The sequence below is a fragment of the Scrofimicrobium canadense genome, from assembly GCF_009696615.1.
Lineage (GTDB): Bacteria > Actinomycetota > Actinomycetes > Actinomycetales > Actinomycetaceae > Scrofimicrobium > Scrofimicrobium canadense.
The window spans coordinates 17393-31565 of record NZ_VULO01000008.1; the positions used below are offsets into that span (position 1 = coordinate 17393).

General features: G+C 52.5%; 19 protein-coding genes, 1 tRNA gene and 1 pseudogene. 2 read left to right on the forward strand and 19 right to left on the reverse strand.

The window, feature by feature from the left end:
* Positions 1 to 48 precede the first annotated feature (48 nt).
* The 6 genes from FYJ24_RS07305 to FYJ24_RS07330 form a co-directional block, all read right to left on the reverse strand.
* Entirely contained in the window at positions 49 to 354 is a 306-nt protein-coding gene (locus FYJ24_RS07305) for a chorismate mutase (RefSeq protein WP_154545053.1), read from the reverse strand.
* A gap of 27 nt (positions 355 to 381) precedes the next feature.
* Entirely contained in the window at positions 382 to 1641 is a 1260-nt protein-coding gene (gene clpX, locus FYJ24_RS07310; RefSeq protein WP_154545055.1) for an ATP-dependent Clp protease ATP-binding subunit ClpX, read from the reverse strand.
* 21 nt (positions 1642 to 1662) lie between these two features.
* Positions 1663 to 2304, reverse strand: a complete 642-nt coding sequence (locus tag FYJ24_RS07315) for an ATP-dependent Clp protease proteolytic subunit (protein ID WP_318656585.1) — start codon at positions 2302 to 2304, stop codon at positions 1663 to 1665.
* A 1-nt stretch (position 2305) separates the two neighbouring features.
* Entirely contained in the window at positions 2306 to 2908 is a 603-nt protein-coding gene (locus FYJ24_RS07320; protein ID WP_154545057.1) for a ClpP family protease, read from the reverse strand.
* 159 nt (positions 2909 to 3067) lie between these two features.
* Entirely contained in the window at positions 3068 to 4369 is a 1302-nt protein-coding gene (gene tig, locus FYJ24_RS07325) for a trigger factor (protein WP_154545059.1), read from the reverse strand.
* Positions 4370 to 4462: 93 nt separating this feature from the next.
* On the reverse strand, positions 4463 to 5695 hold the full coding sequence (locus tag FYJ24_RS07330) for a GNAT family N-acetyltransferase (protein ID WP_206192579.1): 1233 nt from the start codon (positions 5693 to 5695) through the stop codon (positions 4463 to 4465).
* Positions 5696 to 5835: 140 nt separating this feature from the next.
* Between FYJ24_RS07330 and FYJ24_RS07335 the strand changes: the two genes are divergently transcribed.
* Positions 5836 to 6555 (forward strand): hypothetical protein, encoded by a 720-nt coding sequence (locus FYJ24_RS07335; protein ID WP_154545063.1) that lies wholly within the window; start codon positions 5836 to 5838, stop codon positions 6553 to 6555.
* Positions 6556 to 6643: 88 nt separating this feature from the next.
* Positions 6644 to 6717: transfer RNA gene (locus tag FYJ24_RS07340), tRNA-Gly, on the forward strand.
* 306 nt (positions 6718 to 7023) lie between these two features.
* On the opposite strand, the pseudogene FYJ24_RS07345 reads toward FYJ24_RS07340, so the two are convergent.
* The 13 genes and pseudogenes from FYJ24_RS07345 to FYJ24_RS07405 form a co-directional block, all read right to left on the reverse strand.
* A pseudogene (locus FYJ24_RS07345) lies at positions 7024 to 8244 on the reverse strand (IS30 family transposase).
* Positions 8245 to 8539: 295 nt separating this feature from the next.
* Positions 8540 to 8926: an IS3 family transposase gene (locus FYJ24_RS07350; protein ID WP_206192580.1), complete on the reverse strand. Its 387-nt coding sequence runs from the start codon at positions 8924 to 8926 to the stop codon at positions 8540 to 8542.
* Positions 8927 to 9060: 134 nt separating this feature from the next.
* On the reverse strand, positions 9061 to 9381 hold the full coding sequence (locus tag FYJ24_RS07355; protein ID WP_154545067.1) for a transposase: 321 nt from the start codon (positions 9379 to 9381) through the stop codon (positions 9061 to 9063).
* Positions 9372 to 9605, reverse strand: a complete 234-nt coding sequence (locus tag FYJ24_RS07360; protein WP_154545069.1) for a hypothetical protein — start codon at positions 9603 to 9605, stop codon at positions 9372 to 9374. Before FYJ24_RS07360 ends, FYJ24_RS07355 begins: the two co-directional genes overlap by 10 nt.
* Positions 9605 to 9820 (reverse strand): hypothetical protein, encoded by a 216-nt coding sequence (locus FYJ24_RS07365; protein ID WP_154545071.1) that lies wholly within the window; start codon positions 9818 to 9820, stop codon positions 9605 to 9607. Before FYJ24_RS07365 ends, FYJ24_RS07360 begins: the two co-directional genes overlap by 1 nt.
* Positions 9798 to 10004, reverse strand: a complete 207-nt coding sequence (locus FYJ24_RS07370; RefSeq protein WP_154545073.1) for a hypothetical protein — start codon at positions 10002 to 10004, stop codon at positions 9798 to 9800. The genes FYJ24_RS07365 and FYJ24_RS07370 overlap by 23 nt, the downstream gene beginning before the upstream one ends.
* A complete protein-coding gene (locus tag FYJ24_RS07375; protein WP_154545075.1) occupies positions 9997 to 10578 on the reverse strand; it encodes a hypothetical protein in 582 nt (193 codons plus the stop codon). Before FYJ24_RS07375 ends, FYJ24_RS07370 begins: the two co-directional genes overlap by 8 nt.
* A gap of 509 nt (positions 10579 to 11087) precedes the next feature.
* Positions 11088 to 11441: an immunity protein Imm33 domain-containing protein gene (locus FYJ24_RS07380; protein WP_154545077.1), complete on the reverse strand. Its 354-nt coding sequence runs from the start codon at positions 11439 to 11441 to the stop codon at positions 11088 to 11090.
* Positions 11442 to 11456: 15 nt separating this feature from the next.
* Positions 11457 to 12023 carry a hypothetical protein gene (locus FYJ24_RS07385; protein ID WP_154545079.1) on the reverse strand — a complete coding sequence of 189 codons (567 nt, stop codon included), beginning with the start codon at positions 12021 to 12023 and terminating at the stop codon, positions 11457 to 11459.
* A 20-nt stretch (positions 12024 to 12043) separates the two neighbouring features.
* On the reverse strand, positions 12044 to 12334 hold the full coding sequence (locus tag FYJ24_RS13560) for an HNH/ENDO VII family nuclease (protein WP_404814707.1): 291 nt from the start codon (positions 12332 to 12334) through the stop codon (positions 12044 to 12046).
* Between the two features lie 160 nt (positions 12335 to 12494).
* On the reverse strand, positions 12495 to 12746 hold the full coding sequence (locus tag FYJ24_RS07395; RefSeq protein WP_154545083.1) for a hypothetical protein: 252 nt from the start codon (positions 12744 to 12746) through the stop codon (positions 12495 to 12497).
* A gap of 110 nt (positions 12747 to 12856) precedes the next feature.
* Complete coding sequence (locus tag FYJ24_RS07400; protein WP_154545084.1) at positions 12857 to 13456, reverse strand: DUF1851 domain-containing protein; 600 nt, start codon at positions 13454 to 13456, stop codon at positions 12857 to 12859.
* A gap of 5 nt (positions 13457 to 13461) precedes the next feature.
* Positions 13462 to 14166 (reverse strand): hypothetical protein, encoded by a 705-nt coding sequence (locus FYJ24_RS07405; RefSeq protein WP_154545086.1) that lies wholly within the window; start codon positions 14164 to 14166, stop codon positions 13462 to 13464.
* Between the last annotated feature and the right edge of the window lie 7 nt (positions 14167 to 14173).

A 14173-nucleotide genomic window follows, 5' to 3' on the forward strand; every position in this document is an offset into this window, starting at 1 on the left:
TGGAGGCCCAGTTTAGATGGGTTCAGAGAAACATATTCTCAGAACCTCCTAAACTCCATCGTAGGCTTCCTTAATGACCTCATGGTGTCGGATGACCTCAGTGACCATGAACGACAAGAACTTTTCTGCAAAATCCGGATCTAGACCGGACTCTTCTGCTAGCGCTCGCAAGCGCTCGACCTGTTGTCTTTCGCGCTCGGGGTCTGCTGGGGGAAGTCCGCCGCGTGCTTTGATATGTCCCACGCGTTGTGTGCAGCGGAATCGCTCTGCAAGGATGTGAATGAGAGCCGCATCGATGTTGTCGATCGTGCGGCGTTCCTCGTCCAACTGGACCAATGCTGCGGTATCTTCCATGGCTTCCCCTCGTATGCCCTACGCTAGCTATGCGACTCCTTGTTCGACGATACTGCCGTCGCTGGAATATACCTCGGGAACAGATTCACCCATCACAGATTCGGGAGTGACCACCACTCTCTCAACCTCAGGACGGGACGGAATCTCGAACATCAAATCAGCAAGCGTGCGCTCCATAAGAGTGGCAAGACCGCGGGCACCAGTCTTCTTTGTCATCGCCTCGCGAGCAATGGCCTCCAAAGCCCCCGGTTGGAACTGTAAATCAACATTGTCAAGGTCAAAAAGGTGCTTGTACTGGGCTGCTAGACAGTTCTTCGGCTCCGTGAGGATCCGCACCAAGTCTTCTTCGCTGAGCGCTGATGTCGACGTGAGGACAGGCAAACGCCCAAGAAACTCGGGAATCATTCCGTACTTATGGAGGTCCTCCGTGGTGATCTCTTGATAGAAATCTTCAATCTGAGCAGTTTCTGCCAAGTTGGTACCAAACCCGGTGGAACGTTTACCCACGCGGGCTTTCACAATGTCCTCAATGCCAGAAAAGGCTCCCGCTGCAATAAAGAGGATGCCGGACGTATCGATCTCAAGGAACTGTTGGTGAGGATGCTTCCGTCCGCCACTGGGTGGAACGGAAGCTTTCGTTCCTTCGATAATCTTCAGAAGAGCCTGTTGGACGCCTTCGCCTGACACATCCCTGGTAATCGAAGCGTTCTCACCCTTGCGGCTGATCTTGTCGATCTCATCAATATAGATAATGCCCCGTTCAGCTTTCTTGATATCGCCGTCAGCCTCTTGAATGAGCTTGAGAAGAATATTCTCCACATCTTCGCCGACATATCCAGCTTCTGTGAGCGCAGTAGCATCAACGATGGAGAAGGGAACGTCCAACAGACGGGCCAAAGACCGCGCCAAATGTGTCTTGCCAGTGCCAGTTGGGCCTAGCAAGAGGATGTTGGACTTAGTGCCCTCAAGATCTTCTTCATTGCCTGACTCGCGCGAACGCACCCGCTTATAGTGGTTATACACCGCGACGGAAAGCGCCTTCTTTGCCCGTTCTTGGCCGATTACCCAGGAGCTTAGAAATTCGTAGATTTCTTTTGGCTTAGGCAAGGAAATTTTTGAAGGTTTCGCTTCCTTTTCGACGTCCTCATCAAGAATCTCTTGGCAAAGATCGACACATTCGTTACAAATGTATACGCCCGAGCCCCCAATGAGCTTACGCACCTGCCGCTGCGACTTACCGCAGAAGGCACACTTGAGCAGTTCAGTACTGTCCCCGAGGCGACTCATTCAGGCTCCTCTTCTTACGTGCTATGCCTTACGTGAGGATAGCACCTCATCAATCAGTCCGTACTCAACCGCCTGGGGCGCGGTGAAGATTTTGTCTCTTTCGAGGTCCCCGCGCACTCTCTCTACTGGCTGTCCGGTATGATCGGCCAACGTATCTTCTAGCCACGCGCGCATACGGTCAATCTCATCAGCAACAATTTGAATGTCCGAGGCCTGCCCGCGCACACCGTCCATTGCGGGCTGATGGATGAGAACTCTCGCATTCGGCAACGCAAGACGTTTACCAGGAGATCCTCCCGCCAGAAGAACCGCAGCCGCCGACGCCGCCTGACCTAGACACACTGTTTGAATTTGTGGACGCACAAACTGCATGGTGTCGTAGATGGCAGTCATCGCAGTGAAAGACCCACCAGGACTGTTGATATACATGGTGATGAGACTGTCGGTGTCCTGACTTTCCAGGACCAATAGCTGTGCCATGACGTCATCTGCTGAGGCGTCGTCAACCTGCACTCCTAAGAACACGATCCGCTCTTCAAAGAGTTTCGCGTATGGGTCCTGCCGTTTGAAACCATAGGGCGTACGTTCTTCGAAACTTGGGAAGACATAGCGGGCCTCTGGCATCTGCCGGGCGATGGCCTCAAAATAGGGTTTTGTGGTCACGTTAGTCTTCCTTTCCTACAGACGAGGCCTTCTCAACTACATGGTCAACAAACCCGTATTCCAAGGCTTCTTCGGCTGTGAACCACTTGTCGCGGTCGAAATCTCTGTTGATTTGCTCGACAGATTTCCCAGTCCTGTCAGCAATAATCTGTGCAAGCTCTCTCTTCATGGACAAGATGAGCTCTGCGTTGATACGAATATCGGTTGCCGAGCCCCCCGCACCGCCAGAAGGCTGGTGCATGAGTACGCGGGTATGAGGGGTAATGTAACGCTTTCCCGGAGTACCCGCAGTGAGAAGAAACTGCCCCATCGAAGCAGCCATTCCCATTCCCACGGTGACAATATCGGGACTGACCCACTGCATGGTGTCATAAATAGCCATGCCCGCGGTTACTGAGCCGCCGGGGCTATTGATGTAGAGGAAGATGTCCTCATCGGGATTTTCTGCGGCTAGGAGGAGCAGCTGCGCACAGACCGTATTGGCACTCTCGTCTGTAACCTCACTGCCTAACCAGACAATGCGTTCCTTGAGAAGTTTTTGGTATACGTTGTCGCCCAAGCCCAATGGACTCTGGCTTTGCTCACCAACGGGGAGAGTAGACATCAACGGTTTCCTTTCATCGCTCTAACTCAAAGGTAGCGTGCTCCGACGATCGCGGCTTGTCTTTTCGCTGACGGCGCATGCCAATCTCGTTGTCATATATGACAACTGCCGGGGCTTCACAGGCCCCGGCAGCTACCATGTACGCCACAGTGGAGACGACTATTCTCCTTCGGGGTCCGTCACGACCTCAACGTCTTCTGCAGGGTCACGCGTGAACTCACTGATGTCAACCTCTTCACCATTGGTATCAACAACTTTAGTGTTGCGTAGTACCGATACAAGAGCCTTTGTACGTGCTAGTTCGCCCATCATTCCCTGGATCTGGTTCTGATCAGAGAAGAGCTGATTCGGGTCTATACCGAAAGTTTGCGAGGTATGCAGCATGAAGTCAATCAGTTCTTGCTGAGCGATCTTCACCTCTTGCTTTGCCGCCAAAGTATCGAGGAAAATCTGCTGACGGATTTCACCTTCGATCTTTTCGCGCAATTCTTTACGCTCTTCATCAGTGGTGTTCTCATCGACTCTCTCATCAACTTCTGCAGCGACAGGAGCCTCCGGTAAAAGAATCTCTGTTTCAGCAATCAGCTTTTCAAGAAGTGCGTTGCGAGCCGCAAGCGCCTGATCGGACTTTGTGCGAGTAGCAACCTGTTTCTTGAGGTCTTCAGTAAGTTCCTCAATGGTGTCGAATTCCGAGACCATTTGGACGAAATCTTCGTCGACCTCCGGTAGTTCACGTTCTTTGACAGACAGTACCTTGGCGGTAACATCTCCGTCTTCACCCGCGTACTCGCCGCCCTTGATAGGGGCTACGAAAACGACCTCGTCCCCTGCTGACTTTCCGCGCAGCGCCTCATCCATTCCATCAAGCATGGTTCCTGAACCCAGCTCGTAAGAAACGTCTGACAGAGAGTCGATGTTTTTTCCATTCACGTCGACGCTGAGATCGAGTGACAGGTAGTCCCCGTCTTCCGCAGGACGCTCAAGTGTCTTGAGCGTTGCAAAACGTCCACGCAACTGATCGAGTTCTTCCTGGATGGCTTCGTCGGATACCTCAGTGGCTTCAACCTCGACCGTAATGTCTTCCAAGGAAGGCAACTCGAAGGCAGGAACTACGTCAACTTCCGCAGTGAACTTCAGCACACCGCCCGGTTCTCCCTCCGTGGCAGGAACCTCAACCACGTCAATCTGGGGCTGAGCCATGGGACGGAGTTCATTTTCTTGCAATGCGTCGCCGTAGTATCCGGGCAGAGATTCATTCACAACCTGTTCGATGACAGCACCCCGGCCAAACCGCTGGTCGATGATACGGGGAGGAACTTTGCCTTTACGGAAACCAGGAATCTCAACTTGACCAGCAATATCTTTGTATGCTGCATCCATGTGAGGTTTTAGTTCGTCATAGTCAACCTCGACGGTGAGCTTTGCCCGAGTGGGCTCCACGGTCTCAACTGTGCTCTTCAAAATTCACTCTCCACGTTTCTTAGCCCACGCCCTGCGGGCACCCCGCCTAATCTTAGTGCAGCAAAGCGTCTCAGCCTAGCTGGCGTCAATACTCTAGAACCAGGAATCAAAGCGCGCTAACCCTTGGGGTGAGAAGAGCGCATCCAGTTTCTGCAATGAAAGGTCCGCGTCGCTATCCATAAGCCCCACTGCAGCAAGGGTACTGGGGGCTGTTGACCCGAATGCCAATGCTGCTAATGCCTGTACCGATACTTTGACACCGCCCTTCGCCTCAGTCACAGTCCCAATCCCATCACATACCTCAAGCTGGAAATCGCCACTGGCATACCCCATCGGGTCGTCAATAGATAAACGGAATACTCCGTCTGTGCCATACGGACGATTTTCGAGGATGTGGGCGTCGAGGACGCGTGCCCAGAGCGCATCTGACTGGCTCTCGACTCTGATTACACGTCGATCCACTAACGCTTCTGGAAGCAGCCACTCCTTTGGCGCACCGTCCCACCGGATTTCATCAAGCCATTCGATGCTCCCCAAAAATGCCCATAATGCTATTTCAGCAACCGGTGTAAGCGTGATGAAATCCTTGATTGCAAGTTTCGTCTCATCTGCAATCGAGTAGACGACGTAGCCGTCAATAGCTCCCTGCTCATCGCAGTGAATGGCCCCACGATATTTCGGATCAGGTTTTCCCGCATCATCTAAGTACTTCGCCAACCCATAGAATCCTTCGAAGCGACTCACAGATCCTCTAGTGATCTTGTGAAATGCCTCAAAAATGGTTGGCATCTGTGGGAAGAGCCATTCCATTGACACCATATGTACGTTCTCGGTACTCCCGTCCCGCAAAGCAAACCTGGGATATGGGTGGATTTTTACGGTCGACACTTCGACAACATTTTTGAATCCGAAACGGCCATATAAAGCAGCAGACGACGCAGTCAAGAGTGCAACTCGGTAGCCTTCGTCAGCTACACGATCGAGATTGTCGGTCATCATGGCACGCAATATGCCCTGTCGCTTAGATGTGGGACGCACGGACACCGCGGTAATTTCTGCTGCTCGAATCGGCGTGGTTCCAAGATTAACTGTTCCTTCGAACGTGACAAAAGTCCCCTCAGGTGCAGCTGTCATCTTCGGATCAGGGTTCGTAGAGCCGTCAGTAAATACCTCCGTCACATCCGCATTGTTATCTACCATGAGTCCCACGGTGCGCGAGAGCTCCACGTCACTTATCTCACCACCGTTGAAGCCCATCTCCACAGTGCGGGCAAATCTTTCGAGGCGAGGCTCATTCTTTTCAGGTTTTAGATGCTCGATTCGCATCGCACTATTGTACTGATTCTTGGTACACATTTTGCTACCTCAGTGCATCCGTTATCATGCTGACATACCTACCGGTAAGTGAGCCCGAAACTCATGTCTATGCTGGAAGCCCATGTAATCTAGCACAAGAAGGAGCGTTCATGGAGCAAAACAATAATGCAGCACGTTTCCCGTACGGTAGTCAACCGAAGCCTTCACCGCCCCCACCGCCCATGGCATATCCTCATTCCCCCAATATGCCAGGTGACTTTCAAGCGCCAGCACCATCCTCCATCCACAATGGTTCACGGCGCCCCCATCCAACGTGGGTATGGGTTGTGCTTGGGCTTAGCATCGCCATGTTCCTTGCTGGGGCAGCAATGATGGCCCACGGGCAACGCCTTATCCGGGATGCTGAAAATCTTGTGACGTCTACTTCTCCTTTGAGTTCATCAACAAATTCCTGGACCCCTCCAAGTGATATAGACGTTGAGAAGTCTCAACTCTCTTTCGGGGACACCGCCGTCTGGGATGACAACTTGGAAGTCACGATCTCTGCTCCAAAAAGCTTCGAACTCGACGAATTTGATCAAGAGTATTATGGCAAGACCGGATACACACCACTCGAGGTCAAGGTCGAGGTTTCCAACAACACGGGAAATACAGTTGAAACTGTGATGTTTATGACTGACATGCTATCGGGAGGTGAGCAGTCAGAGCGCCTCCACCAGTGTGCCGAGGGATATTCCTCCATGCCAAATCTTCCTCTTTCAGATGGAAAAACATTGGCATATACGGCCTGTTTTATGGCCAAAGATGCCTCGGACCTGGAAGTAATTTGGAGCGGCGAATACGGTCGAGCTTCCGTTAGCTTTCAGTAGCCACACTTAAATGAAGAGTTCGAATTCCGAACATCTCAGTTTCACCATTTTGGATTTTGACGCTATTATTGACGAGTCCAAAAGACACGCGGGCGTAGCTCAATGGTAGAGCCCTAGCCTTCCAAGCTAGTCATGCGGGTTCGATTCCCGTCGCCCGCTCCACGCGCTCTGCAGAACACAGGATGTTATGTTCTGCATTTTGTTCTCACTTCCCAGCGCACTGAGCGATGAAACCGGCTCTTCGGATTCTGGTGAGGCGGTTGGACCTCCCCTATTCCCAAGTACGGGGCCATAGAACCGTACATACGGTGTATACCGCCCCAGCACCAACTACGTCGCCCAGGATGCTGCACGAGCTCAGGTTGGGACATGGTCTTTGTAAAAAACGCACGTGTAGCCGATAGACCTCAGCATCGGTGCCCGGAACGTACCCTCGGTGAATTCTAGGGGTCGTTGCAACGGGTTTGCTTATGTGGCTTCTAGTAAAGCAGAGAATCGTTCGGCTGGGGTGTCCCAGTCCAAGGATTTTCGGGGGCGAGTGTTAAGTTCTTCGGCGATCAAGGCGAGTTGGTCTGGTGTGAACTGGCGAAGATCTTCGCCTTAGGGGAGGTATTGACGTAAGAGGCCATTGGTGTTCTCGTTCGTGCCGCGTTGCCAGGGCGAAGCAGGGTCGCAGAAGTACACATCAATGTTGGTGCAGACAGTGAAAGCCTTATGTTCTGCCATTTCCGCGCCTTGATCCCATATCAAAGTGCGGCGCAACTGTTGTGGTAGGGGCTCTAAGCTGCGGACAAGGCTCTCACGCACCGACTGGGCGCCGTGATCATCTGGTAAGTGACCCAGCACGACGTATCTAGTATTGCGTTCGACCAAGGTCGCCACAGCTGAACGATTCTGGGTGCCGGTAATCAGATCACCTTCCCAATGTCCTGACAGCACCCGATCATCAACCTCACTGGGACGCTGGGCAATTGGGGTCATTTCATCAACAAATCTAGCAGTTCGTTTTGCTGCATTCTTGCGTGCTTTTCGTCCGCTTCGACCTCGGCGCAGTGGGGCGGTAAGCTCGCGTTTCAACTCACCCTTAGCATGGACGTAGATCGCTTGATAAATGGTTTCTGGGCACACTCTCATCTCCTCACTATCGGGATGATCCTTGCGCAGCCGATGAGCTATCTGCTCTGGCGACCACCGTTTCTTAAGCTTAGCCCTGACGTAGTCTTGCAACGGGCCCGGAACCGCAAGTTTGGCTGTTTTTGGTCGAAACCGACGCTTGACCGAAAACCGATGCGCCGTGTAAGGCAAGTACTCTCCCTTACTGGTCGCGTTACGACGCAGTTCCCGACTAATAGTTGAAGCCGGCCGCCCCAGAAACGAAGCAATCTTACGGATCGAGAGTCCCTGGACTTGAAGATCCTTGATGTGTTCTCGCTCAATCAAGCTCAAATACCGCGAATCAATAACTTGCTCGACCCTCTCTAGAGCAATGTGTTCGCCCTGGGCCCACGTGGTTCTTGGTCTTCTCACATTAGCCAGTATCTCGTCTTGGTTATAAACAACGACTCGACCATCAGGATAGATTCGCCCTTTCGCAAACGAGTGGATCCCACGATCCCAATCCGAGGCCTGATGAGCCTCGATATCTAACCGACGTGCAGCCTCAACACGCCCTACGCCTTGCTGGCGCAACCGGAAGAACTCCTTCTTCCTCTCATTTGCATCATCGCTAGTGAAAATGCCAGCGCGATGCGCCCACGAGTACGCAGTCACTCGATTAATCCCCAGCTCCCGCGCAACCTGCGAGACGTTTCTCACTTCCCCGACCTGCTGTAGAAATGCTTCCCTTTTCCTCTGTCGTGTACTTTCTCGGGGAGCCCCGCGATGTCGAAAGGCCCGCCTGTTTAACCCACCGTTAACCCGCGTTGGGAGAGACCCCCGGCAACGACCGCAGCGGCGCGAACCGTAGATCCGCGCTCAACCGCCGCTAAAACCGCCTGCTTCTGCTCATCACTGTACTTCCGTTCAGCCACCACAACTCCTGAATCCTCAGTGTTGCAACCACCAATAGAATCCAAGTGGTCCGCACGTACGTTATGTCCGCTACCCACAGTCGGTTAGGGCCGACAGCGGTGAAGTCCCGGTCCACCAGGTCAGGGCGAGTGTCCACTGCTTTAGACCGGCAGGTGGTGATGGGTTTACGGCCCCGACGGATCCCACACAAGCCCGCTTTGCGCATGAGCCTGCCGGTTTGTTCCCGGCCAATGTCCCAACCCTCACGGCGCATCGCATGCCACATCTTGCGTTTGCCGTACACCCCATAGTTGCGAGCATGAACCTCACGCAACACGGGTATCAACTCGCTGTCGCGCACTTCCCGGTCACACACAGGACGCGTTTTCGCGGCCCGGTAACCCCTAGAAGTGATGAACCCGCCCTCTGTTGCACACAGGGTGCGGCAGACCGGCCAGGCCCCGAAACGATCCCTATACAGGTCGATGTACGCGATCATCTCGCCCGGGGGCGGTCGAGCTCGGCTGCAAAAAACGCTGACGCTGTCTTCAAGATTTCGTTAGCTCTTCTCAGTTCAGCGTTTTCCCGCTTCAACCTGCGGATCTCAGCGGACTCCTCAGTGGAAACACCAGGGCGTTTTCCCTCATCCACCAGTGCCTGGTTCACCCACCTACGCAGCGTTTCCCTGGCCACCCCCAACCGTGGAGCGACCTCCCGGATCACCGCCGACCGGGTTTCCGCATCATCATCGTTCAATCGATCCAGAACCATGCGCACCGCGCGATCCTTGAACGACTGCTCATACTTCACTGCCATGAATCCATCCTCTCAAAAAGGACGGAACCAAACCCAGACCACTTCACATCAGGCCCATCCAAAACGAACTCGTTACGAGCCGCAAACCCCTTTAGCTCGTTAATGCGCTCATTCAACAAGCCCATCCGCAACCGAAACAGAGCCCGCGCCTGGCGTCCACTCACCTCCCCCACACGCGCCAGATCGCGAGGCGCGAAAACCTCGAACCCATCCCAATCAACCATTACAGCACCCCCGCACCTGACACCTCAATCACTCCGATTCCTCGGCGATCCAAATACTCACGTAAGGGACCAGTCGGCCCCACTTTTCCTGTCACAGGACTTCGATAGAACATCCAATCTATTTTCTTGACACGCCCATCGACGAGAGGTTCAAAATCTTTCTCAATTTGTCTCCTTGGTGAATGCCTTGCCCTACAGGCCATCTTTGATGTCATTCAGACCTCGGAAAAGTGCATCCTGAATCAACGTGGCATTATCCGGATAAGCAGAACTACGAGAACGCACAACATCCAAAAACTGCTTCAATACACCATCAACGATAATCGTCACCCCCTCAACCATCTCCCCCGTCCGCTCATTTTCAAACTGATCCACCATAACCGTCATAGAACTATTCACACGAGACCTCCCACTCGTTATGCTCCAAACGGGCAAATACATTCACCCCACTATCCAGCACCCAGTAACGGTATTCCTCCGGTACCAAGTACAAGAAACTATGCCATTGAGACCTCCATCCTTCTGGCGCACAGCGCTCCCATGAGCCAGGCTCTGTATAGGAGGAATAAAACACTTTCTCATCAAAATTCACATAAAACGTAGGGCGCCACGCCCAGTACCACATTCCATCATCATTTTCATCCGTATGTTGTGGATGCCAAACTATGCTCAGCCATTCACGCAGTTCCGCCACTGATGCGCGGTCTCTAGCGATTCTCTCTAGAAATACAGGTGCCGACTTTGAATCCAGAATCACCATATCCTCGCGTGGCCCAAAAACAGAGCCCTTATTATGAAAATACCCATCGCCAAAAAAACTGCGATACTGCTCAAGTTCCTGCTCATCCGCATCACGCCAAATACGTCGATAATCCAAGCACCAATAGTCCGGTGGAGTCACATACCAGCTAAACTCACCACCCAACACAGACGCAACGACAAACGCATCACTATAATCTGGTTCTAACTCCATCTATCTATATGACCTAAACTACTCTTCCAGACACAGCGACCTCTTCTATCCACTCTATCCAAACAGGTGGTAGCTCAACTGCATAGCCCGGCTTCGTACTATCAACGCGTTTCGGTGCGAATCCACACTGATTCGCTGAATTCTTTCTATAGCCTATTTGAGGTATCGTATTTTCCTTAACGAAATCATCAAACCACTTTGGTACCTTAAACTCTACGACTTGCCCACCCGATCGTCTATTCGCCGAAAAATAAGCTGCATGCTCCCCGTTATCGGCACTCACCGTCAAATTGGAGCCGTGTTCAGCTATCTTTATGCGTCCACTCTCAATTTTTATACGGACCTTACTTACCCTATTTCCTGTTCCTCCTCCCTAAACTATGCCATTGAGACCTCCATCCTTTTCACACAAGCGACAATTTCAGACACATTGCCGTCGCCAACGGTGCGGGTGGCACGAGGGCTGCGTCAGGTTCGGGTCATGCAAACTGGGCTCTGCTATCAGTGGATTAGCGGCGCCACGCTGGCGGGACGTACATCTGGTCAGGTGTCAACTCACGACCAGTTGGCGTCTCGACAATGTGTATCCCCTCTTCATCAACCACGATCTGTAAATCGCTTCCAACAGGAAGATCATAGATACCGATCAAAGCGGGCTCAATCTCACAAGCGTCGTTGAAGTCAGTGATACGCCAGTTCGCAGAGTCTGCAAGATACTCACTGGTATCTGCCGCACTCATAATACGCCAACCATTATCATAAGGCGCCTTTGACGACTCACGCAGCATCCACCGCACCGGGGCCCGACCTTCCCACGCATTCACTGTCATCAAACACGCACCAGCTTGCGGAATAAACTCCATAACTACTCCCTTGTCCTAGGAAACCACGTCGATATCTTGCCCAGACGCCGCAGCATAGGCAAGAACCTCATCACTAATCACACCAAACATCGTTCGAGCAAGCGACCGCCCCACACTCATATCGCGCTTATTATCAACATGTGCCGTCAGGTCGGGCCGAGAATGCTCCGTGACCGCAACAAAAGCAGCCCGTAAATACTCCGGCGTAGGCGAAATTTCTCTGGAAAGCATTTTCAGCGGAAGACCGAATCTGGGGGAGCGCAGATCAATATCCGCCCCACCATCTAACAACCGGCCAATGAGAGCAGCCTCACCCTCCACATCCCGCTCACGCTCACGCCCCCACAACACATGAAGCACATTTATCCGGTCACCATCCACACTAACCAGGCTGGCGTCCGCACCATCATCAAGCAAACGATTCGCAATCGCCAACCGCGCCACAGGATCTCGATTCGCCAGGGCCTTACCAAGGTATCCAAGCCCACTCGCTGTTACAATAAACGGCATTGTCACGGGATCATAGACAGCCATAAACTCTTCATAAGTCCCATACTCCGCCAGATAGAGCGGTGAAGACATTACATCCTCCTATTTTCGTACTATTCATCAATATGTGATTGGTTTCTAAGCGGGTCCTCAACCCGATAGTTCTCTGGATTGCGATACTTTTTCAGGAATTCCTCCTTTGAGATCTTCCCGCTAAGATATTCCTCCCGGAGGTTAGCATATCTAGCTTCAGGGATGTGACCCATGTCCCAGAGTCCAGCGCGAGGATCCCCAGGTCTCCACTCAATCAGTTTCCACTCACCCGCAATATCCTTGACCCACAGCTGGTCCGCTCCCGGAAGTCTCGGCGGGGCATCTAGAACTCCATTTTCGATGTCCCGAATTTGCCGTGCACGAGTATTGTCCTATACCTGCTCAATTTGCCCCGACGCATAGCGAGGCCGACTATTAGCATACGGAAGACGCTTCCCATTAGCGTCATACCCAAAGGAATTCGGCTCACCACGGCTTGGCAACCGACCAGCCGGACGCTCAACTGACCCGTTACTGGGTGCGTATTGCGTTGCGGAGTCCGTTTTGTGTGCTTTTGAGGATGCGTCCTACTGGGATAAAGGTCAGGGCTGCTTCGGCAAGGAATTGCCGGGTAGATGTTTCACCGTCAAGGAAACGCCGAATCATGTCAGCAGTAAGAATCGCCCCAGCAACGGTCCCGATAATCAGCCCAATAGGAGCAAAAATGAAAGCTGCAACAAACCCACCTGAGCTGACAAAGCCTCTGCCGCGCAGCCTTCCCACGTCAGTTTAACTTCCGTGTTGGGAATGCATGTCCCAAGATTTGTTCGTTTGAGTAGGGCAACACTGATTCAGTCGGCTGTTTCCAGCTTCCACTCACTCAAAAAGCAACACTATTCAAAGGTAAAGTTCACCGACGCACCTTCAGGTAGGTCCTTTACCTGAGCATAAATCTGTGCGCCAACAGTCCAATTCACTTCCAAATCAGCAACCTCAAGGTTATCCACTCCCTCACTGCCCCCAAGGAAAATCGGGACCTCATAAGCCACACAACTATCGAAAGGGATCACCGAATTCTCAGCACCGACCATCCCACGCCATTGATCTAACAACTCCCGTTCAAAAACAGTGTCAAAAGCATGATCATCTTTCAACGCCGCAATAAAATTCTCAACACTACACACCGCGTCAATACTTCCACGCCCTATATCTGCCACCCAAATATCAGACTCTCCCCCACCACTATCAACAGTCGCATACTGACGCCCCTGCCAGTCAAAAGCCAACACGTCAACCCCACGCGCAGCAAAATCAGGGAAAGCCTCACCCACCAAAGCCCGGTACAGCGGCCCCGTCTCAGCATCATGAAACCGCAACATACCCTGATTCAACGACACACCACAATACCCATTATCAGCAAATACCGGTCGCATATGCTCAACCACATACCTACCACCCTTACCACCAGTTAACTGGTCAACAACAACACTCATACCACTCACCATCCGCTTTTTTCTTCGCTCCACGGGCCTCTGCCCGGAAACGACTGTAACGCTTCAATCAACCGATCCACCTGACCCACAATCCGCTCCCTAGGCCACACATCACTGCCACCATCAGCCCACATCGACAACAAAACACCAATATCATGCCCGATGTCGTCAATCATCAAACTATCTATAACCTTCTCACTGTAATAATCCTGCCAATACTTCTTCTCATACCCCTCAAGACCTAACTCCAACGGATTACGCAACCACTCCCCCCTCAACTTGTCTTCACGAAGCGGCCTCGGCTCACCCGTAAACCAATCACGACGCCGATACCCCTGCAAAGGCTCCAACACCCCCACAGACTCCTCATCCCCAGCCTGCACCGCGAAATAATACGGATACAAAAAACACCTCTCCACATACGACAAATCAATCTCCCACAAATCCCGATCCACCGGCTCCAACAACACCGCAGTCCCCACCGTGCGCCGATAATACCCATACAAACACAACGTCAACACCACCGCACGAACCGTGCGAATACCCCCACTATTCACACTCAACTTAAACTTCCCCCGGTCCACATCACGAAAACCATTAGAAAGCCACACCCGCGGAACCGGCACACCCCGCACATCCAAAGACTCCCGAATCCGCCCCACCAAAACCTCAGCCTCACCACGAGACTGCCGATACCTCACAAAACCCACAACACAC

Excerpts from the sequence above, each read along its gene's own strand:
- FYJ24_RS07305 (WP_154545053.1), bottom strand. The coding sequence starts at position 354 with ATGGAAGATACCGCAGCATTGGTCCAGTTGGACGAGGAACGCCGCACG.
- clpX (WP_154545055.1), bottom strand. The coding sequence starts at position 1,641 with ATGAGTCGCCTCGGGGACAGTACTGAACTGCTCAAGTGTGCCTTCTGC.
- FYJ24_RS07320 (WP_154545057.1), bottom strand. The coding sequence starts at position 2,908 with ATGTCTACTCTCCCCGTTGGTGAGCAAAGCCAGAGTCCATTGGGCTTG.
- FYJ24_RS07330 (WP_206192579.1), bottom strand. The coding sequence starts at position 5,695 with ATGCGAATCGAGCATCTAAAACCTGAAAAGAATGAGCCTCGCCTCGAA.
- FYJ24_RS07335 (WP_154545063.1), top strand. The coding sequence starts at position 5,836 with ATGGAGCAAAACAATAATGCAGCACGTTTCCCGTACGGTAGTCAACCG.
- FYJ24_RS07355 (WP_154545067.1), bottom strand. The coding sequence starts at position 9,381 with ATGGCAGTGAAGTATGAGCAGTCGTTCAAGGATCGCGCGGTGCGCATG.
- FYJ24_RS07360 (WP_154545069.1), bottom strand. The coding sequence starts at position 9,605 with ATGGTTGATTGGGATGGGTTCGAGGTTTTCGCGCCTCGCGATCTGGCG.
- FYJ24_RS07365 (WP_154545071.1), bottom strand. The coding sequence starts at position 9,820 with ATGACATCAAAGATGGCCTGTAGGGCAAGGCATTCACCAAGGAGACAA.
- FYJ24_RS07375 (WP_154545075.1), bottom strand. The coding sequence starts at position 10,578 with ATGGAGTTAGAACCAGATTATAGTGATGCGTTTGTCGTTGCGTCTGTG.
- FYJ24_RS07380 (WP_154545077.1), bottom strand. The coding sequence starts at position 11,441 with ATGGAGTTTATTCCGCAAGCTGGTGCGTGTTTGATGACAGTGAATGCG.
- FYJ24_RS07385 (WP_154545079.1), bottom strand. The coding sequence starts at position 12,023 with ATGTCTTCACCGCTCTATCTGGCGGAGTATGGGACTTATGAAGAGTTT.
- FYJ24_RS07400 (WP_154545084.1), bottom strand. The coding sequence starts at position 13,456 with ATGAGTGTTGTTGTTGACCAGTTAACTGGTGGTAAGGGTGGTAGGTAT.